The organism is Agrobacterium sp. H141, assembly GCF_057158725.1.
This window is the reverse complement of the sequence record NZ_JBXENI010000003.1, coordinates 272,518-290,980: the sequence shown is the minus strand read 5'-3', so window position 1 is coordinate 290,980 and position 18,463 is coordinate 272,518. Positions and strand designations below refer to the sequence as shown.

Annotated in this window: 19 protein-coding genes; 9 read left to right on the top strand and 10 right to left on the bottom strand. The window is 59.2% G+C overall.

The window, feature by feature from the left end:
• The coding region (locus ACWPM9_RS23170) for an arginase family protein (protein ID WP_484758153.1) at positions 1 to 392 on the bottom strand (392 nt) is incomplete at its 3' end.
• Between the two features lie 131 nt (positions 393 to 523).
• Positions 524 to 1,459 carry a LysR family transcriptional regulator gene (locus tag ACWPM9_RS23165; protein ID WP_484758164.1) on the bottom strand — a complete coding sequence of 312 codons (936 nt, stop codon included), beginning with the start codon at positions 1,457 to 1,459 and terminating at the stop codon, positions 524 to 526.
• Between the two features lie 185 nt (positions 1,460 to 1,644).
• Between ACWPM9_RS23165 and ACWPM9_RS23160 the strand changes: the two genes are divergently transcribed.
• The 7 genes from ACWPM9_RS23160 to ACWPM9_RS23130 all read left to right on the top strand — a co-directional run bounded on the left by ACWPM9_RS23160 (position 1,645) and on the right by ACWPM9_RS23130 (position 9,061).
• Complete coding sequence (locus tag ACWPM9_RS23160) at positions 1,645 to 2,511, top strand: ABC transporter permease (RefSeq protein ID WP_484758152.1); 867 nt, start codon at positions 1,645 to 1,647, stop codon at positions 2,509 to 2,511.
• 11 nt (positions 2,512 to 2,522) lie between these two features.
• The gene (locus tag ACWPM9_RS23155; protein WP_484758151.1) at positions 2,523 to 3,308 is read left to right on the top strand and encodes an ABC transporter permease; all 786 of its coding nucleotides are present in this window, start codon (positions 2,523 to 2,525) and stop codon (positions 3,306 to 3,308) included.
• Between the two features lie 72 nt (positions 3,309 to 3,380).
• Positions 3,381 to 4,526 carry an ABC transporter substrate-binding protein gene (locus tag ACWPM9_RS23150; protein WP_428188734.1) on the top strand — a complete coding sequence of 382 codons (1,146 nt, stop codon included), beginning with the start codon at positions 3,381 to 3,383 and terminating at the stop codon, positions 4,524 to 4,526.
• Positions 4,527 to 4,590: 64 nt separating this feature from the next.
• A complete protein-coding gene (locus ACWPM9_RS23145; protein WP_484758150.1) occupies positions 4,591 to 5,697 on the top strand; it encodes an ABC transporter ATP-binding protein in 1,107 nt (368 codons plus the stop codon).
• Positions 5,694 to 7,058, top strand: coding sequence for an aminotransferase family protein (locus tag ACWPM9_RS23140; protein WP_484758149.1), 1,365 nt, complete (start codon positions 5,694 to 5,696; stop codon positions 7,056 to 7,058). Before ACWPM9_RS23145 ends, ACWPM9_RS23140 begins: the two co-directional genes overlap by 4 nt.
• A complete protein-coding gene (kce, locus tag ACWPM9_RS23135; RefSeq protein WP_484758148.1) occupies positions 7,055 to 7,987 on the top strand; it encodes a 3,5-dioxohexanoate:acetyl-CoA acetone transferase in 933 nt (310 codons plus the stop codon). The genes ACWPM9_RS23140 and kce overlap by 4 nt, the downstream gene beginning before the upstream one ends.
• A 54-nt stretch (positions 7,988 to 8,041) precedes the next feature.
• Entirely contained in the window at positions 8,042 to 9,061 is a 1,020-nt protein-coding gene (locus tag ACWPM9_RS23130) for a histone deacetylase family protein (protein ID WP_484758147.1), read from the top strand.
• A 22-nt stretch (positions 9,062 to 9,083) separates the two neighbouring features.
• On the opposite strand, the gene ACWPM9_RS23125 is transcribed toward ACWPM9_RS23130, so the two are convergent.
• Positions 9,084 to 9,938, bottom strand: a complete 855-nt coding sequence (locus tag ACWPM9_RS23125) for a LysR family transcriptional regulator (RefSeq protein ID WP_428188739.1) — start codon at positions 9,936 to 9,938, stop codon at positions 9,084 to 9,086.
• A gap of 87 nt (positions 9,939 to 10,025) precedes the next feature.
• Between ACWPM9_RS23125 and ACWPM9_RS23120 the strand changes: the two genes are divergently transcribed.
• Both ACWPM9_RS23120 and ACWPM9_RS23115 read left to right on the top strand, forming a co-directional pair.
• Positions 10,026 to 11,021, top strand: a complete 996-nt coding sequence (locus tag ACWPM9_RS23120; protein ID WP_428188740.1) for a bile acid:sodium symporter family protein — start codon at positions 10,026 to 10,028, stop codon at positions 11,019 to 11,021.
• Between the two features lie 117 nt (positions 11,022 to 11,138).
• Entirely contained in the window at positions 11,139 to 12,011 is an 873-nt protein-coding gene (locus ACWPM9_RS23115; RefSeq protein WP_484758146.1) for an NAD(P)-dependent oxidoreductase, read from the top strand.
• A 51-nt stretch (positions 12,012 to 12,062) separates the two neighbouring features.
• Here ACWPM9_RS23115 and doeB read toward each other — a convergent pair whose 3' ends face one another.
• The 7 genes from doeB to ehuC are packed head-to-tail and all read right to left on the bottom strand — an operon-like array spanning position 12,063 to position 18,403.
• Positions 12,063 to 13,070, bottom strand: coding sequence for a N(2)-acetyl-L-2,4-diaminobutanoate deacetylase DoeB (gene doeB, locus ACWPM9_RS23110; protein ID WP_428188742.1), 1,008 nt, complete (start codon positions 13,068 to 13,070; stop codon positions 12,063 to 12,065).
• A gap of 4 nt (positions 13,071 to 13,074) precedes the next feature.
• Complete coding sequence (doeA, locus tag ACWPM9_RS23105; RefSeq protein WP_484758145.1) at positions 13,075 to 14,268, bottom strand: ectoine hydrolase DoeA; 1,194 nt, start codon at positions 14,266 to 14,268, stop codon at positions 13,075 to 13,077.
• Positions 14,269 to 14,301: 33 nt separating this feature from the next.
• Entirely contained in the window at positions 14,302 to 15,294 is a 993-nt protein-coding gene (gene eutC / locus ACWPM9_RS23100; protein WP_484758144.1) for an ectoine utilization protein EutC, read from the bottom strand.
• On the bottom strand, positions 15,291 to 16,295 hold the full coding sequence (gene eutB / locus ACWPM9_RS23095; RefSeq protein ID WP_484758143.1) for a hydroxyectoine utilization dehydratase EutB: 1,005 nt from the start codon (positions 16,293 to 16,295) through the stop codon (positions 15,291 to 15,293). The genes eutC and eutB overlap by 4 nt, the downstream gene beginning before the upstream one ends.
• 3 nt (positions 16,296 to 16,298) lie before the next feature.
• Positions 16,299 to 17,078, bottom strand: coding sequence for an ectoine utilization protein EutA (gene eutA, locus ACWPM9_RS23090; RefSeq protein WP_484758142.1), 780 nt, complete (start codon positions 17,076 to 17,078; stop codon positions 16,299 to 16,301).
• Entirely contained in the window at positions 17,078 to 17,740 is a 663-nt protein-coding gene (gene ehuD, locus ACWPM9_RS23085; RefSeq protein ID WP_428188747.1) for an ectoine/hydroxyectoine ABC transporter permease subunit EhuD, read from the bottom strand. Before ehuD ends, eutA begins: the two co-directional genes overlap by 1 nt.
• 3 nt (positions 17,741 to 17,743) lie before the next feature.
• On the bottom strand, positions 17,744 to 18,403 hold the full coding sequence (gene ehuC / locus ACWPM9_RS23080) for an ectoine/hydroxyectoine ABC transporter permease subunit EhuC (RefSeq protein ID WP_428188748.1): 660 nt from the start codon (positions 18,401 to 18,403) through the stop codon (positions 17,744 to 17,746).
• Positions 18,404 to 18,463 lie beyond the last annotated feature (60 nt).

Below are 18,463 nucleotides of genomic sequence, written 5' to 3'. Positions count from 1 at the left end.
AGATCGTAGCGGCTGCGGAAATTGACGTCGCCAACATCGGCGACGTTGAGGTCGAAAGTCGGCGCGACTTTCAAGACGTGGTTATAAGGCCCGATGCGTTCGATGCTGCGAAGTGCGCGCGGTCCAAAACGGCAGCCATTGCGGTTGGAGATCGCCAGATCCATCGGCATGCCGATCAAGGCCACGTCGAGATCGGAAAAATCGGGGGCATTCCAGTCGATATTGCGGGCCGGCGCATCGAGCAGTGTCGGAAAGCCGGCATAGGGAGCGACACGCTTGCCGCTCGGATCGATGACACGGTTGGCGACGGAGGCAAAGTGTTCGTCATGGATGATGGATTCTGCCGTACCGGTATAGCGCTTCTTCAAATAATCCAGATGATTGTCCGACATTGTCGTTCCTTGGTTCGTGGCAACTGCAGCAAATTAACAGCGACGCTGGCATCGTCTGAGCCGATGATGCGCAGCGCGGCGTGACACGCAAGGTCATTTTCTGAAAATCACGCTGCGATGTTGCAGGCAGCTCAGCTTTTATAATCCCGCTGCTGAAACGGGATCTCTTCGATACGCTGGCGGATCATGGTGATCAGGTGCTGTTCGGCGCGGTTGAGCCTGGTGCTTGGATTGGTGACCACGTGAATGTCGATTGCCGGCGGGGCATCATAGGGAGGCAGGCGCCATAAAAGGCCGGCTTCCACATCCTTTTTGGCGACATGGATCGGCAAGGGACCAATTCCCAGACCCGCCAGGATCATGCGTCGCACTTCCTCCAGGCTGGAGGAGACGCCGACAACCCGGTCTTCCAGTTCGGCCTCCGCCCTCACCAAAGCCACCGGGCGCAAGGCGTCCGACAACCTGTCGGTGCGAAACGACACCGATGTCTCTCCGCGAAGATCGGACATGCTGAGACCCTCGCGGCCGAACAGGCGATGCTGCGGGCCGCAGAAGAAGCCGAAATACTCGCGAAAGAGACGGGCATAATTCAGTTGCGGCTGCTTTTCGTGGACCAGACAGATGCCAATGCTCGCCTGCCGCTGCCGCACGGCCTGAATGACGTCATGGCTTGTCATGACATCGATGCCGAGTGTGGCGCCCGGATAGCTGCGGTGGAAGGTGGAGAGTACCTCGTCCAGCACCGGCGAAACGACATGGCTTGCCATTGCGAGTGTCACATGGCCGGACACTTCTTCATCCATATCGCGAATGAGGATGCTGAGACGCGATATGCTGCCGAAGATCTCGACTGCCTCGTCGTAGAGCAACTGTCCGGCAGGCGTGACTTCGAAGCGTCCCGGCGCCCGGACGATCAAACGCTTCGCCAACCGTTGCTCGAGGCGTTGAAGCGCATTGGACACAGTTGGCTGTTTCAGGCTGAGGGCGTTGGCCGCAGCGGTAATGCCCTGCTCCTCAACGATGACCAGAAAGGTGCGGATCAGGTTCCAGTCCAGATCCCAGACCATGCGGCCTTCCTTGGTGGGCGCGGCGCTCAGGCGATTGATCACGTGACATTCCCCAAATCTATATCAACAATTCTCATTATCTATTTTGAGAATGTCACTTTTTCGGGCCAAACTCCAGACAACAAAAAAGAACGGGAACAGTGATCGTGCTCGCACGGTCATGCCAAATCAGACGGAACTTCAGGATGAGCGATCAGGCGTATACGGCACGCCCATGGATATTGCTGTCTCCAGCACTGGCTGCGGTGGCCTTTTTGCTGGCCGTGCCGGTGATGTTCATCATTGTCTATTCGTTCTGGCTGCGATCCGCAGCAGGCGCCGAGATTCCAGGCTTTTACCTCGACAATTGGCACGAGGTGTTTAGCGATCCCTTCTACCGGGACATCCTGTTCAGCACCTTGCGCATCGCTGCCATCACCACGGTTTTCTGCGCTCTGCTTGGCTATGTGCCCGCCTATTTCGTCGCCATGTCGCAAACCAGATTCAAGACGCTACTCCTGTTGCTGCTGATCCTTCCCTTCTGGATCAGCTACATCATCCGAACCATGTCGTGGATCAATATTCTGGGAGCCAGCGGCGCGCTGAACCGGATACTCATCTATTTCGGCCTGATTTCGGAGCCTGTTCAGTTTCTCTACAATGAGTGGGCAGTCATTCTGGGACTGGTGCATTTTCTGCTGCCCTTCATGGTGCTCAACGTCTTTGTCAGCATCGATGGCATCGACCGCAATCTGCTCGACGCCGCGCGGTCGCTGGGAGCTTCCGGCTTCCAGTCGTTCCGGGAAGTCACCCTCCCCTTGTCGCTGCCGGGGCTGGCGGCCGGCGGACTGCTCTGCTTCGTGTTGTCGGCTGGCACCTATATCACGCCGCTCATTCTGGGCGGACCGCGTGATGCCATGTTTGCCAATCTGGTGTTCGAGGCGATCATAACGCAGCTCAACTGGCCGCTCGGCTCTGCACTGTCGATCGTGCTTCTGGTCGTCCTCGGTGCCATCGTCGCCGTCTACAACCGCCTGGCCGGGCTTGGCCAGATCGCAAAGTCATTCGGATGAGGGGAAGCATCATGTCGGGCTGGTCCTTCATCAGGCTCTATACCATTCTTGTCTATCTCTTCATGTTCCTGCCGGTCGCAGTGGTCGTGTTGCTGTCCTTCAATTCCAGCCAGTTCGGCTCCTTTCCCATGGAAGGTTTGAGCTTCCGCTGGTTCGTGCGGCTGTGGGAAAATGAGGCGATTGTGCGAGCCTTCCGCGTCTCCCTCATTCTGGGCGCGCTGACGGCCGTCATCTCCACCGTCATCGGTATTCTGGCGGCCCTTGCATTGGTGCGCTACCGCTTTCCCGGCAAAGGGGCTGTCACCACACTCCTGATTGCACCGCTTCTGATCCCCGAAGTGGTTCTGGCCGTGGCCCTGCTTCTGTTCTTGCGCTGGCTGCAATTGCCCAAGAGCTTCGTGCTGCTGCTGCTCGGCCACGTCATCTTCACGCTGCCCTTCGTCGTGCTTGTGGTGCAGGCAAGGCTGGTGGCGATGAAGCCTGAATATGAAGAGGCAGCGCGCAGTCTCGGGGCCAATCCGCTGCAGACCTTCTTTGCCGTGACGCTGCCGCTTCTGCTGCCAGCCGTTCTGGCCGGAATGCTGTTTGCCTTCACCATGTCCTTCGACGACGTCACCGGAACCATGTTCTGGAAACCCGGTGGGGTGGAAACCGTGCCGACGCAGATCTTTGCCATGCTGCGCAATTCGATATCGCCAGAGATCAACGCTTTGGGCACGGTGATGATCGCTTTCACCATTCTTATGCCCGTGCTTGGCATGGCCATCGCCCGAAAACTCGCCGCCAACCGTAGATGACAATCGCATGGAGCCATGGTCCGCAGCTCACCGAACAAGAGCGGGCATATTTTGCAAAATGGAGTATTCAATATGGATGATACCAAGCGCTATGAGCGACTACTCGACCGTTACCGCGATGGCAGTGTCAGCCGCCGCAGCTTTCTCGGTCTGATCGGCGCTTCGGCTGCCGCCTATGGCGTCATGGGCAGCCCTTTCACCAAGTTCGCGCATGCGGCAACGCCTGATCAGATCCGTTTCGACGGCTGGGGCGGCGTGGTGTCGGAAGCATTCCGCAAATATGCGTTCGATCCCTACACGGCCAAGACCGGCATCAAGGTGGTCGACGGCACCTTTGGCGGCGCCGATGAGTATATCGCCCGCATTCGTTCCGGCCAGCCCGGTGAATTCAATCTGGCGCATCTGTCCGGTGTGTTCGACTATTCCCGCTATCACGAGCTTGGCCTGACATCGGAACTGAACGAAGCCAATATTCCGAACCTGTCCAATGTCATCCCGGCGCTGCAGGACGTGTTCCGCAAGATCACTGACGGCAAGCTTTCGGCTGTTCCGTACGACTATGGCACCACCAGCATTGCCTATAACCGCAAGTTCATCTCCGATGACGAGGTCAAGGAAAAGGGCGCCAAGATCCTGCTCGACGCCAAATACAAGGGCAAGATCGGCGGCTGGAGCGATTGGAAGACCCGTATCTGGTACGGTGCGCTGCAGACCGATCAGGATCCCAACGACATCAAGGACATCGATGCCGTGTGGGATGCGATCCGTACCAACCGCGATCTCGTCCTGAAATACTGGACCTCGGGCGCGGAACTGATGAGCCTTCTGACGGAAGAGGAAATCTACGTGACCGAAGGCTGGTCTGGCCGCATCAAGGCCTTGCAGGACCAGGGCCACGACATCGGCTATTTCGATCCCAAGGGCGGACTGGGCTGGCAGGAATGCATCTTCGTCATCAAGGGCAGCCCGATGGAAGCCTGCGAGGAACTGGTCAACTTCATGCTGGAGCCGGAAGTGGCGATTGCGGTTGCCGAAGGCCAGTTGTACCCGCCGTCCCTGGACCCGCAAAAGGTCGAACTGACCGACAAGATCAAGTCGCTTCCAGCCTTTGATCCGACCGGTACGCTGGCAGGTCTCAACTTCTTCAACGCCGATTACTGGAACGGCCATGAAGCGGAATGGTCCAAGACCTATTCGCGCGTCGAACGCGGCTACTGAGCAAAACCTCCGGAACGCCTCTTCAGGCGTTCCGGAATACATAGTATTCGATGGAGTGATCCGCATGACGGAAATTGCAGGCAAGGCCGTGGAACTGCGCGGTATCGTCAAGCGCTTTGGTGCCGTTACGGCCGTGCACAGGATGGACCTGTCGATTGACGAGGGCAGCTTTGTTACCCTGCTCGGCCCTTCGGGTTGTGGCAAGACCACGACCTTGCGCATGATTGCCGGTCTGCTGGATCCCAGCGAAGGCGAGATCACGATCAAGGGAAAGAGTGTCACCCGGACCCCGATCCACAAGCGCAATCTGGGCATCGTGTTTCAGAACTATGCCCTCTTTCCCCACAAAACCATTTACGACAATGTCGCGTTCGGTCTGAAATACCGCAGCCAGAGCCAGAGCGATATCGATACCAAGGTGCGTCAGGCGCTGGATCTCGTGCAGTTGCCGGACCTGTCCAACCGCTTCCCACGCGAGCTGTCCGGCGGTCAGCAACAGCGCATCGCCCTTGCCCGCGCCATCGTCATTGAGCCCGACGTATTGTTGCTCGATGAGCCCCTGTCGGCGCTCGATGCCAATCTTCGCGAGGACATGCGGGTGGAATTGAAGCGCATTCAGGCGCAGCTCGGCATCACCACCATTTTCGTCACCCACGATCAGTCCGAAGCGCTGGCCATGTCCGACAAGATCGTCGTCATGAGCAAGGGACATATCGAGCAGATCGGCGATCCGGAGGAGGTGTATGTCAATCCGGCCTCGGCCTTCGTTGCCCGCTTTCTCGGCAACTCCAATCTGGTGGAGGGCAAGATTACCGCCCGCACCGGCAGCGACGTGAATGTGGCGATTGGCGGCTTTGGGAGCTTGAAGGTGCCGGTTGGACGCTCCCGCGATATGGCAGACGGCGAACGGTCGATGGTGGTGGTGCGTGCCGAACGGCTCTATCTCGACCAGTCCGGAGCGGATGTTCCGCCCGATGCAATCTCGCTTCCGGCGGAAATTACTGCGGTGGACTATCAGGGCCAGGCGGCGCGCTATTTCGTCGCTGTCGGCGGCAAATCCCTGCAGGCCATCAATCCGATTGAAACGCACCCCTATCGTCAGGGGGACAGGGTGCGCGCAGTCATTCGCGGTCGCGACTGTGCCCTCGTTCCCTTTGAGGCAAACCTATGACCAGCAGGCAGCATGCGCCGTCCAACCTCTTCTATCAGACCCGCCAGCGGCGCCCGACCGTTGGCGAGGCACGCGGTATCTACATCTGGGATGCGGATGGAAAACGCTATATCGACGGATCGAGCGGCGCGATGGTGTCGAATATCGGCCACGGCAACGAACACGTTCTGGCTGCCATGCGATCCCAGATGGACAAGACCACCTTTGCCTATCGCCTGCATTTTGAAAACGAGCCGGCAGAAAAGCTGGCGCAGATGACGGCTGCGCGCATGCCGAACGGCCTCAACAAGGTGTTCTTCGTTTCCGGCGGGTCGGAGGCCGTGGAAAGCGCGATCAAGCTGGCGCGCCAGTATGCGCTGGCCGTTGGCGAGGAAAGCCGCTGGAAGATCATATCACGCTATCCATCCTATCATGGCTCCACACTGGGGGCTCTGGCACTGACCGGCATGGAAAACATGAGCGCGCCATTTGCGCCGATGCTGCGGGAAATGCCGAAGGTGCCGGCCCCTACCTGCTATCTCGATCACGACGATCTTTCGATGGAAGACCGTGGCCTTCGCTATGCTGAGATGCTGCGTTCCGAGATCCTGGCGCAGGGACCGGAAACTGTGCTTGCCTTCATTATGGAACCGGTCGGCGGGGCGTCGACTGGCGCACTGGTTGCGCCAGACAGCTATTACAAACGCGTGCAGGAGATCTGCCGCGAGTTCAACATTTTGCTGATCCTCGATGAGGTGATGACCGGTGCAGGGCGCACAGGCCGTTTTCTCGCAGCCGAACACTTCGGTTTGCAGCCCGATATCATCGCCCTCTCCAAGGGCTTTGCAGCGGGCTATGCGCCACTGGGTGCCATGGTCGCTCATGAGCGTTTGGTGGAGCCTGTGCTGGCAAAAGGCGGGTTCATTCATGGCTATACATATGCCGGAAATCCGCTGGCCTGTGCCGCAGGAGTGGCCGTGCTCGAAGAGGTCGACCGCCTGTCGTTGTGCCAAAACGCCGAAGACATTGGCGACCGTCTGAAGGCCGAGTTGACCGGGCTGAAGGCTCGATACCCCTTTATCGGCGATGTCCGTGGAAAGGGCCTGCTTCTGGCCTTCGAGCTGGTCTCGGATTTGGACACCATGGCACCGCTGCCAAAGGCCATGGATGCGCATATTCATCTGGTGGAAGAGGCCTATTCGCGTGGCTTGATCCTCTATTCGCGCCGCACCCGCGGCGGTGTCGAGGGCGATCATTTCCTCGTCTGCCCGCCGCTGATCCTGACGGAACCGCAGATCGGTGAAATCATGGAAATCCTGACGGACAGCCTTGATGCCTTTGCCGACAAGTTCGATCTCCCACGGGGAAATCGCATATCATGACGGGCAAGATCATCCTCACCTGCGCGCTGACAGGTTCCATTCACACGCCGACCATGAGCCCGCATCTGCCAGTCACGGCAGACGAGATGACCACGCAGGCGCTGGCGGCGGCTGAGGCCGGAGCATCCATCCTGCATCTTCATGCGCGGGACCCGGAAACGGGCATGCCCAGCGCCCGCCCGGACGATTTCATGGGGTTTTTGCCGCGCATCAAGCAGTCGACCGATGCCGTTCTCAACATCTCCACCGGCGGGTCCTCTCAGATGACGCTGGAAGAGCGTCTGGCACCGGCCATGGCCGCGCAACCGGAAATGTGCTCGCTCAATATGGGCTCGATGAATTTCGGCATTTTTCCTTTGGCAGAGCGATACGAAGACTGGAAGCACGGCTGGGAGCAGCCGTTTTTGCGCGCCACCAAGAATGTGGTGTTCAAGAATACTTTTGCCGATATCGAACATATCCTGACCGCGCTTGGTGACGGCTGCGGCACGCGCTTTGAATTCGAGTGTTACGATGCCGGGCACATCCAGACGGTGGCCTATTATCTCAAGCAGGGCATGATCAAACCGCCGATCTTCATCCAGTTCGTGCTGGGAATTCTGGGGGGCATCGATGCCAGCCCTGAAAGCCTGATCTTGCTGAAATCGACTGCTGACCGGCTTTTGGGCAATGCCTATCAATTCTCGGTTTTGGCGGCTGGACGTCATCAGATGCGGCTCGGTGCCATGGGGGCCGTGATGGGCGGTAATGTCCGGGTCGGGCTGGAGGACAGCCTCACCACCGGCGACGGGCGGGAGCTCGCCCCTGACAACGCCCATCAGGTGTCGCGCATCCGTCGCATCGTCGAAGATATGGGCCTGGACGTCGCGACACCGCAGGAAGCGCGAAAGATGCTCGATCTCAAGGGAGGCGACCGTGTTGCGTTCTAAGATTGTGCCGACGCTTTGCCACGCAGGCCATACCTTTTACAGGCAGATAAGCTCATGAAAACCGTCTTTCACGATGAACAGCGCCACCACGATCCGAAACATTTCCTGTCGTCGGGCGCACAGCAACCGAACCCGGAAGTCCCCGAGCGTATCGAGCGCCTTTTGGCCGGTGCTGAGGCTGCGGGCCTCAAAACGGTGGCCCCGGTCGATCACGGCCTCTCGCCCATTGCCGCCGTCCACTCGCCGGAATATCTCCAGTTCCTGCAAAATATCCATGAACGCTGGATGCGGATCGAGAATGCCTCTGCCGAGGTGATCCCCAATATCCATCCCGACCGCCGCGATCTGACTTATCCAGCCTCTGCCGTCGGCCAGGCCGGATATCACATGGCAGATACGTCGTGTCCGATTTCTGCCGACACATGGAACTCGGCCTACTGGAGCGCACAAACGGCAACACACGCAGCGCAGATGCTGCTGTCGGGAGAGGAAGACGCGGTCTATGCCTTGTCGCGACCGCCCGGCCACCATGCCTTTGCCGACCTCGCCGGTGGCTTCTGCTTTCTCAACAATTCAGGCATTGCGGCACAAAGTCTTCGCAAGACCCACGACCGTGTCGCCATATTGGACGTCGATCTGCATCACGGCAATGGAACCCAAGGCATGTTCTATTCCAGAGCCGATGTCCTGACGGTCTCGATCCATGCCGATCCGGTCCGATTCTATCCGTTCTTCTGGGGCCATGTCGCAGAGCGTGGCCAAGGCGCGGGCCTCGGCTACAATCTCAACCTTCCGCTGGCCCGCCATTCCGCAGATGACGCATTTCTGGCAGCACTGGATACAGCCCTTGTGCGCATTCGCGCCTTTGCGCCCGGCGCTCTCGTCGTCGCTCTGGGGCTGGACGCCTTCGAAGGCGATCCCTTTGGCGGCTTGTCGGTCTCCACCGGCGGCTTTTCCAAGATCGGCGAGCGTTGTGCTTCGCTCGGCCTGCCCACCGCGATCGTGCAGGAGGGTGGCTATCTCTGCGATGCGCTTGGCGACAACCTGACATCCTTCCTCAATGGATTTCAGTAAGCGCGAAACGGCTGATCAGCCTTTAAGAATGCTGTGGCGCGATCTGTGCAACGATCAGACTGGACAGGGCTTCCACCAGTGCCGCATCCGCGCCGCGTCGGGGGACCAGTACAAATTCCACGTCTTCCAGCACCGGAAGCCGTTCTCCAGTTATTTCCCGGAGGCCCGACGGTGCCATGCTGCGGGGCTGGACCAGCACGCCCATGCCGGCACGGGCGGCAGCCGTCAGGCCACTGAGGCTGCCGCAGGTGCACACAATCCGCCAGGGCACATTGCCGCGATCAAGTGCCTCCTGAGCCACCCGTCTGGTAATTGAGGGTGGTGGAAATGCAATGAGTGGCAGGACATCGCTGCGCGACAGGATAAAGTCCGGGTCCCTTGCCAGCCACACCAGCGGCTCGCGATAAAGAAGCCGGCCGTGGGTTTCGCCCAGATGACGCTTGGCAAGCACCAGATCGAGATCCCCTGTCTCCTGCATCTGATAGAGCGAAGCGCTGAGCGCCACCGTCAATTCGAGGTCGACCAGCGGATGCTGGCGGATGAAATCTTCGAGGATCGATGTCAGTCTGCTGGCAACCACGTCCTCGGACACACCAAGCCGTAACTGTCCGCGAAGGCGGCCCTCGCCGAACCGGGCAGCAATCTTGCCATCAAGATCCAGCATCGCCCTTGCATAACCCAGTAACGCTTCGCCTTCCGCAGTCAGCTTTACCCGGTGGGTATCGCGAAAGACGAGTTTGCGGTCGAGTGATTTTTCCAGGCGCTGAATGTGTTGCGTGACTGTCGACTGACCGATCCCGAGCCGCGCGCCGGTTTCTGTGAAGCTGCCGGTTGTATGCAGGATGACAAAGCTGTTCAGATGGGCAAGATTGAGCATGTTATCGGCTTTCGTGATAACTGTTAGTGTTTGCGTTGTAGGTCGTGATAAGCGAAATGAAAAGTTCAATATGAGGAACTGTCCCCGATGAGTCGCTTTGCGCCCGACCGCTTCACGATCTTGCTGATCTGCACTGTCATCCTGGCATCCATGCTGCCGATTGATGGCGTCTACGCCGAATGGTTCGGCGTGGCGACGGATATCGCCATCGGATTGCTGTTCTTCCTCCATGGCGCGCGCCTGTCGCGCCAGACGGTCGTGGCCGGCGCCCTGCATTGGCGCTTGCATCTGACGATCCTGCTCACGACATTTGCGATCTTCCCGGTTCTGGGCCTGATGATCGGCTTTATTCCGCAAAGCATTCTGGCACCGCCACTCTATATGGGCATCCTGTTCCTCTGCGTGCTGCCATCAACCGTGCAGTCGTCGATCGCATTTACCTCAATGGCGGGCGGCAATGTGCCGGCGGCCGTGGTTGCCGCGTCCGGTTCCAATATCCTTGGCATGTTCCTGACGCCGCTTTTGACAGGTCTGCTGTTGTCAACCACAGGCAATGGCGGCTTTTCCTGGGATGCACTGGAAAGCATCATGCTGCAATTGCTGCTGCCTTTCGTCGTCGGTCAGCTTCTTCAGCCCTGGATTGGCGACTGGATCCGCTCGAAGAAGAAAATTCTGGCGCCGGTCGACCGCGGTTCCATTCTGATGGTGGTCTATCTGGCGTTTTCCGAAGCGGTGATCGAGGGCCTGTGGCACACCTTTACCATCACCGACATCGCAACCGTGATCGTCGTCGACATGGTTCTGCTCGCGGTCGTCCTAGCCGTCACCATGTATGGCAGCCGACTTCTCGGCTTCAACAAGGAAGACGAAATCACCATTACCTTCTGCGGGTCGAAGAAATCGCTGGCAAGCGGGGTCCCGATGGCCAATGCCATCTTCGCCAACCAATCATCTTCCGTTGGAGCGATCGTTCTGCCACTGATGCTGTTCCACCAGATCCAGTTGATGGCCTGCGCGATCATTGCCCAAAAATATGCAAAACGGCTTGTCCACGATGATCCGGTCCCGGCACCAGCTCAATAACGCCGCGATACGCGCCTGCTGACAGCTGTCTTGATTAGACCTAAGGTGCGTGCGGTGGAGGATTGGGCGAAGCGCTTCAGGGCTCATCGCCTGCAGGGTGCAAGTCGCGGAGGGATCATGAAACTTGCCTTTATCGGATTTGGCGAAGCTGCACGGGCATTTGCGGATAGCTTGGCCGAGCAGGCAAGCGTGGAGCTCACCGCTGCCTATGATGTTCGGCAGGTCGAGGCGATGAGCGAGGCCTGCAAAGCGAGGGGCATTTGTTTTTGTGCAACCCCCGCAGAGGCAATCGCCGGGGCAGACTGGATCATCAGTGCCGTCACGGCCGACCAGAGCCTTGATGCCGCAAAGGCCGTTGCCGACAGCGTGCGGCCGTGCCAGATTTTCATCGACATCAATTCCGTTTCCCCGGACCGCAAGCGCGAAACCGCCTTACTGGTGGAGGGGAAACAAGCCGGCTATCTCGACATGGCCGTGATGGCACCAGTGCATCCGCGGGGTCATGCGACGCCGGTGCTGATTGCCGGAAAGCCGGCACAAGACATGGCAACCGATCTTCAAAAGCTCGGCTTCAAACTGGAGATTGTAAGCCAAGAGCCCGGTGCTGCCACAGCGATCAAGATGGTGCGGTCCCTGTTTGTGAAAGGACTTGAGGCGCTGACGGTCGAGACGCTGCTGGCAGCCTCCGTTTCCGGTTGCTTCGACCGCGTCTTCTCGTCGCTCTCGAACAGTTATCCGGGGCTGGGCTGGCCGGATGTCGCGACCTATAATTTCGAGCGCACGCTGCAACATGGCGCACGCCGCGCAGCCGAAATGCGCGAAAGTGCTGCAACGCTGGCGGCACTTGGCCTGACCGGCGCGCTTGCCGATCGCATTGCAGATGTTCAGGCCGCCATGGGGAGCGTTTCGGCCACATCGCTCAGTGATGCACCGCTTTCCGAGGCGATTGCCGAGATTGCCCGACTTCGCCTCGTAAAACGCGAAGGCTGAACGGCCCGAGACAATCCCGGACCGTTTCAACTTGTATCGGTCGCTGATGGTTCAGACCGGAACAGAAAGAACGCAGACACAGTCGCCCGGCTTCACCAGACCCGGTACATGTCGCGCTGTCAGGATACCGTCCATCTTGGCGCGAACCTCGATCGGTTCGATGCCGGTTCTGGCAATGGGCGACACACGGGCGATGACCATGCCCTGCTGGACCTGGTCACCCAGATCGACGAGCAATTCGATCAAGCCGCCGTCATCGGCAAAATAGAAGCAGTCATTGCCCGGCATATCCAGCCACTGGGTCTTGTTTGCCTCAACCTCACCCTCCAGAATGCCGGCGGCCTTCAAGAGGTTGTTGATGCCGCGTTTGGCGATCGCTGCACTTTTCGCCGTCGCTGTGCCGGCACCACCCAGTTCCGTGGTGATGAAGGTTTTTCCCATGTCTTCGGCGGCAGTGTCATACATGCCGACGGAATCGATCTCAAGCATCTTCATCGAGTAAGGTGCGCCGAAGGCTTCTACGAATTCGAAGGATTTCGCCTCCTGCATCTTGTCGGGCAGGATATGCGCGGCACAAAAGGGCAGGAAATCCAGGGTGCGTCCACCCGAGTGGAAATCGAGCACGATATCCGCCAGCGGCAGCAATTCGCGCTGGAAATAGTCGGCGATCTTCTCGGTCACCGTTCCATCCGGGCGACCCGGAAAGCTGCGATTGAGATTGCCCTTGTCGATGGGCGAGGTGCGCGTGCCGGCGGCGAAGGCGGGATAGTTCATCGCCGGGACGATGATCACACGTCCGGTGATATCCTCCGCCTTCAGGGTGCGCGCCAGTTCATAGAGCGCAATCGGGCCTTCATATTCATCGCCGTGATTGCCGCCGGTCAGAAGGGCCGTTGGCCCCACGCCATTGTTGACCACTGTCAACGGGATCATCACCGATCCCCAGGCGGAGTCATCGCGGCTGAAGGGCAGACGCAGGAAGCCGTGCTGCACACCGTCGGTGTAAAAATCGACGGTGGCAACAATCGGCGAAGGACGCAGGCCAGTCTGGACGTTCATTGGTTCAGTCTTTCACGACAAGTTTGCGCGGCACATTGGAGAGGCATTCCACGCCGTTTTCGGTAATCAGGATGCTTTCGGTGGTCTCGAAGCCCATATCTTCCAGCCAGAGACCGGTCATGAAGTGGAAGGTCATTCCGGCTTCCAGAACGGTCTTGTCGCCCGGGCGCAGGCTCATCGTGCGCTCGCCCCAATCCGGCGGATAGGACAGACCGATGGGGTAACCGGTGCGGTTGTCCTTGACGATGCCGTATTTGTTGAGGACCGCGAAGAAGGCGTTGGCGATGTCCTCGCAGGTGTTGCCGGGCTTGGCCACGGCGAGACCGGCTTCCATGCCCTCGAGCGTTGCCTTTTCCGCATCGATGAAGGCCTGCGTGGGTTTGCCGAGGAACACCGTGCGCGATAGCGGCACGTGATAGCGATTGTAACAGCCGGCAATCTCGAAGAAGGTCCCCTCGCCCGATTTCATCGGTCGGTCATCCCAGGTCAAATGCGGTGCGGATGCTTCGACGCCCGATGGCAGTAGCGGAACGATGGCCGGATAATCGCCACCGATCCAACTGTCCGGTCCCTGCACACCCCGCGTGCCAGCGTCATAGATGTCGGCCACCAGATCGCATTTGCGCATGCCGACTTCCATCTTGTCGAAGATGCGCTGATGCATGGCTTCGACGATCCGCGCGGCATTGCGCATGTATTTGATTTCGGTCTCGCTCTTGACTGCACGCTGCCAGTTGACCAGCGCGGTCGCATCGACAAAACGGGCATTGGGGAGGTTCTTGACGAGCGAGGCGAAGGCGGCTGCCGAGAACCAGTAATTGTCCATCTCAACGCCGATGGTAAGCTTGCCATAGCCCTTGTCGGCCAGAACGTCCGACAGATAATCCATGGGATGGCGCTCGGTGGACTGCACATAGTTATCGGGATAGCCGATGATGTTGTCGTGCTTGATATAGGCCGTCAGCTTGGCGCCATTGCCATCCTGTCCGCGCCCGAACCACATCGGTTCGCCAGATGGCGGCACGATCACACCCTGATGCACATAGAATGACCATCCGTCATAGCCGGTCAGCCAATTCATGTTGGAGGGGTCGCTGACGATCAGGAGATCGATGCCCTTGGCCTCCATGGCACGGCGGGTCTTGGCAAGACGCGCCTCGTATTCGGCAAGAGAGAATTTGAGATTGGGTTGGGTCATGCGTCTTCCCTCATTGACCGGTCTTTGCCGGTGTCAGCTTTCGAAAATGGTGCCCGCCCCGGCGGTGCTGGCGCGGTCAAAGGCAAGCGTTGCAATGGCGGTGTCCTGAATGCCGGTGCCCGTCAGATCGGCAACCGTGATCTGTGACGTATCCGTCCGGCCGGATTTCTGCCCCGCGATAATCTGGCCAAGTTCGGCAAACTTGGCATCCGGCTCGACCAAATCCGCTTCAATGGCGTGGTGAAGTTCACCCAGCCGACGTGTCTGCTTCAGGCTGTCCGCAACATAGAGCCCGGCCTTGGCGATCAGCGCCGGCTCCAGCTCGTTCTTGTGCTCTGCATCCGATCCCATGGCCGTCACATGCTGGCCGGGAGCAAGCCAGTCGTATTTCAGGATCGGCGTCTCGGATGGTGTTGTGGTGACGATGATATCGGCGTCCTTGACCGCCTCTGCCGGATCGGTGATGGCCGAGACGGCATAACCGAGTTCCAAGGTGAGCTCGGCAGCGACCTTGCTGGCCTTGTCGTGATCACGCGCCCAGATGCGAGCGGTGCTTATTGGCCGCACAAGTGTCAGTGCCTTCAGTTGAAGTCTGGCCTGCATGCCCGCGCCGAAGATTGTGGCGATGGAGCTTTCCGGTCGCGAAAGATGTTTGGCTGCCACAGCACCGGCGGCGGCGGTGCGTACATCGGTCAGATAGCCATTGTCGAGCAACAGCGCCTGAACCAGTCCGGTGCGGCTCGACAGCAGAACCATCATGCCATTGGTGCTGGGCAGGCCGAGCTTGTAGTTGTCGAAAAAGCCGGGGCTGATCTTGACGGCAAAGCCATCTATGCCGGGCACATAGGCCGTCTTCACGTCGACTTCGCCGCGATGTTCGGGAATGTCGAGCCGAAGGATCGGCGGCATGGCAACGGGCTTGGTTGCCAGCGCCTCAAAGGCCGCCTCAATGCAGGCGACAGTCTCCTGATCGAGGCTGACGATCTGGCGGAGGTCTTTTTCAGTCAGGATCTTCATCTGGCTCATGCAGCCTCCCTGAACGGATCGCTCTCGCCGTTGATCACCTTTCGATGCAGCTCCATGTCGACATTGCGCCCCGACAGGATGACGGCGACGGGACCGCTGATATTGGAAATCTTGCCCGCCACAAGCGCTGCAATCCCGACAGCTGCTCCGCCTTCGATGATCTCGCGCTCTTGCGTGTAGGCATGGCGGATGCCGGTCGCGATTTCGCTTTCAGAGAGCAGGATCAGATCATCCAGCAGGTGCCGGCACATGGCGAATGTGACGTGATTGTCGAGACCGATGCCACCGCCCAGTGAATCTGCAAGGCTTGGATATTCCTCCACCATGACCGGATGGCCGGCATCGATACTCGCCTTCATTGCAGCACCGCGCTCCATGGTGATGCCGATGATACGGGCCTTGGGCAGACGCGCTTTGACGGCAGCGGCAACACCTGCCGCCAAACCGCCGCCGGAGACGGGAATGAGAACTGTCGCGAGGTCTGGCATGTCATCGACAAGCTCCAGCCCCAGCGTGCCCTGGCCGGCAACGATATCGCGGTGGTCGAAGGGCGGCAGCATGACCATGCCCTCCTCCGAAACCAGACGATCGACCTCTTCCTGGGCCTCGTCCTGAGACTTGCCGATAATGCGAACATTGGCACCCAGACGCCTGATTTCGGATACCTTGTTGTCTGGCACCAGTCGCGACATGCAGATGGTGGCAACAGCACCCTCGGCTTTGGCGGCAAAGGCAAGGGCTCGACCATGATTGCCGGTGGATGCGGCAACGACGCCGCGGGCCCGCTCGTCAGGTGTCAATGACAGCACCGCATTGGTGGCACCGCGCAGCTTGAACGCGCCTGTTGTCTGGTGATGTTCGAGCTTGAGACCAACCGGCACGCCGCAAAGCGAACTCAGCGATGAAGACGGGACAAAGGGCGTGCGCAGGACCTTGCCGGAGATGCGGACGGCTGCAGATTCGATATCGGACAGGGTGACGGGCAAAGCTGTCGTGGACATGGTTTATTCTCTTGGTAATGGCAGCGCCATCAACTGACCGAGTTCGGGCAATTCGGCATCGTCCCCGCAAAGGCGCAGACAGGCCCAGGCAGTCGCCAGATTGCTGGAGACCACAGGCTTGCCGATCGCAGCTTCGATTTCCGCGATCACGGACGCCGCACGGACCGCCGTGCAGGAGATGAACAGCGCATCGGAACCCGGTGCCATTGATTGCTTGGCGAAGGCCACGATTTCGTCGGTCGAAATACGGGCCATTTCCCTGTCATCGGTAAGGCCAAGGCAGGTGAAGCGGTCGATCTCGAAGCCGAGTCCGGAAAAATAATCGGCCATCGGCGTGCTGGTCTCGACCGTATAGGGCGTCATCACAGAAATCCGTTTGGCGCCGAGCGCGCGCAATCCCTTGACGGCAGCAGCCGTGGGCGTCACCACCTGAGCTTCAGGCTTGGCCGCCTTGATCGCTGCTTCAATTTCGCGGTCGCCGATGACGACCGATGCCGACGTGCAGGAATACATCACCACATCGAGCGTCTCGTCAGGCAGGATCAGTCCGGCAGCCTCGGTCAAAGATGGCTGCATGGCGCGCAGGTTTTCAGCGGTCACCGGATTGGCATAGGGGATTCGTGTCACATAGACCCCGATGCGGTCGCTTGCGACCATGCGGCTGAAGTCCGGCTCTGTCGTGTGATCGGTCGACAGGATGATCAGCCCGATACGTTTCTCAAGCGGCCGGTCATCGAGGTGTGGCGGTCTGGAGGCCAGCTGAAGGGGAACGCCATGCGCCATCAGTGATCATCCTGATTGGAATAGCGGGCTTCCAGCAGCTTGAGGAACATTACCGAGATCAAGCTTATGACGAGGAAGAACACACCGACCAGAGTCATGGGCTCGATATAGCGGTAATTGCTGTTGGCGATGCTCTTTGCTTGGTTCATCAGTTCCAGCACGGTAATAGCCGACAGAAGCGGTGTTTCCTTGAACATCGCGATCATGTAGTTGGCGAGCGCCGGGATCATGGGCGGGATCGCCTGCGGCAGGATCACATGGAACCAGGTCTGACGTGTGGTGAGGTTCGTGGCCTTGGCGCCTTCCCACTGGCCGCGCGGCACGTTTTCGATACCGCCGCGATAAACCTCGGCGACATAGGTGCCGTAATGGATGCCAAGGCCGATGACGCCGGCCACCAGTGCTGGAAGGCGGATGCCGATATCCGGCAACACGAAGAAGATGAAATACAGCTGCACCAGCAGCGGCGTGCCGCGAATGAATTCGACGACGAAACCGGTGGCGCGCGCAATCGGCTTTGGAGCCGTCATGCGCAAAATGGCGAAGACCAGTCCGATCACAGCCGCCAGGGCTGCGCCGAGAACTGTGGCCAGCAAAGTGATCTTGAAGCCTTCAAACAGGGTTGGCAGGATCTGCCAGACGAATTCCCAATCCCATTCCATGGTTTAAGCCCTCACCCCGTCAAGGCCGCGTGTCACACGCCGCTCCAGCCATTTCATGCCGCGGGCAATCAGCCAGGACATGGCGAAATAGAGAACCAGGATGGTTGCGAACGGAATGAGCGTGCTGCCCGTTTGCGCCCGCACCACCTGTGCCTGAAAGGTCATGTCGCTGAGCGAGATCAACGAAACGACCGCCGTCCCTTTGAGCAGCTCAATGGCGTTGTTGCAGAATGTCGGCAGCATCAACGGCAGCGCCTGTGGCAGGATGATATGGCGCATGGACTGGTAGCGCGTCAGGTTCAGCGCGACACAGGCTTCTTTCTGTTCGCGGCCCGTCGCCTTGATCGCGCCGCGCACCACTTCTGCGCCATAAGCCCCGACATTGAGGCCCAGGGCCAGAACGCCTGCCTGAAGCGGCGTGAGCGTAATTCCGGCAAAGGGCAAAACGAAATAGACCCAGAATAACTGGACGAAGATCGATGTGCCGCGAAAGAACTCGACATAGGTGGTTGCCAGTATGCGGACAGCCCGAAAGCGGCTGACCCGACCCAGTCCGGCGGTAAAGGCGGCAACAAGCGCAAGTGCCGAGCCCATCACGGTCAGTTCAAGCGTGACGAGCGCCCCTTGCAGGATCAGCCCGATATAACCGGCCCAGTCAATCATCTTGGATGGCTTCCCATATCAGAGACATCGCGTATCAAGTGGCCTGCCCGGCCCCGCACA

Bases quoted from the DNA above. Each gene is read 5' to 3' on its own strand.
- ACWPM9_RS23120 (WP_428188740.1), top strand. From the start codon at position 10,026: ATGAGTCGCTTTGCGCCCGACCGCTTCACGATCTTGCTGATCTGCACT.
- eutC (WP_484758144.1), bottom strand. From the start codon at position 15,294: ATGAGCCAGATGAAGATCCTGACTGAAAAAGACCTCCGCCAGATCGTC.
- ACWPM9_RS23140 (WP_484758149.1), top strand. From the start codon at position 5,694: ATGACCAGCAGGCAGCATGCGCCGTCCAACCTCTTCTATCAGACCCGC.
- ACWPM9_RS23155 (WP_484758151.1), top strand. From the start codon at position 2,523: ATGTCGGGCTGGTCCTTCATCAGGCTCTATACCATTCTTGTCTATCTC.
- ACWPM9_RS23115 (WP_484758146.1), top strand. From the start codon at position 11,139: ATGAAACTTGCCTTTATCGGATTTGGCGAAGCTGCACGGGCATTTGCG.
- ACWPM9_RS23145 (WP_484758150.1), top strand. From the start codon at position 4,591: ATGACGGAAATTGCAGGCAAGGCCGTGGAACTGCGCGGTATCGTCAAG.
- eutB (WP_484758143.1), bottom strand. From the start codon at position 16,295: ATGTCCACGACAGCTTTGCCCGTCACCCTGTCCGATATCGAATCTGCA.
- ehuD (WP_428188747.1), bottom strand. From the start codon at position 17,740: ATGGAATGGGATTGGGAATTCGTCTGGCAGATCCTGCCAACCCTGTTT.
- doeB (WP_428188742.1), bottom strand. From the start codon at position 13,070: ATGAACGTCCAGACTGGCCTGCGTCCTTCGCCGATTGTTGCCACCGTC.
- kce (WP_484758148.1), top strand. From the start codon at position 7,055: ATGACGGGCAAGATCATCCTCACCTGCGCGCTGACAGGTTCCATTCAC.
- eutA (WP_484758142.1), bottom strand. From the start codon at position 17,078: ATGGCGCATGGCGTTCCCCTTCAGCTGGCCTCCAGACCGCCACACCTC.
- ACWPM9_RS23130 (WP_484758147.1), top strand. From the start codon at position 8,042: ATGAAAACCGTCTTTCACGATGAACAGCGCCACCACGATCCGAAACAT.
- ehuC (WP_428188748.1), bottom strand. From the start codon at position 18,403: ATGATTGACTGGGCCGGTTATATCGGGCTGATCCTGCAAGGGGCGCTC.
- ACWPM9_RS23150 (WP_428188734.1), top strand. From the start codon at position 3,381: ATGGATGATACCAAGCGCTATGAGCGACTACTCGACCGTTACCGCGAT.
- ACWPM9_RS23160 (WP_484758152.1), top strand. From the start codon at position 1,645: ATGAGCGATCAGGCGTATACGGCACGCCCATGGATATTGCTGTCTCCA.
- ACWPM9_RS23165 (WP_484758164.1), bottom strand. From the start codon at position 1,459: ATGGTCTGGGATCTGGACTGGAACCTGATCCGCACCTTTCTGGTCATC.
- doeA (WP_484758145.1), bottom strand. From the start codon at position 14,268: ATGACCCAACCCAATCTCAAATTCTCTCTTGCCGAATACGAGGCGCGT.
- ACWPM9_RS23125 (WP_428188739.1), bottom strand. From the start codon at position 9,938: ATGCTCAATCTTGCCCATCTGAACAGCTTTGTCATCCTGCATACAACC.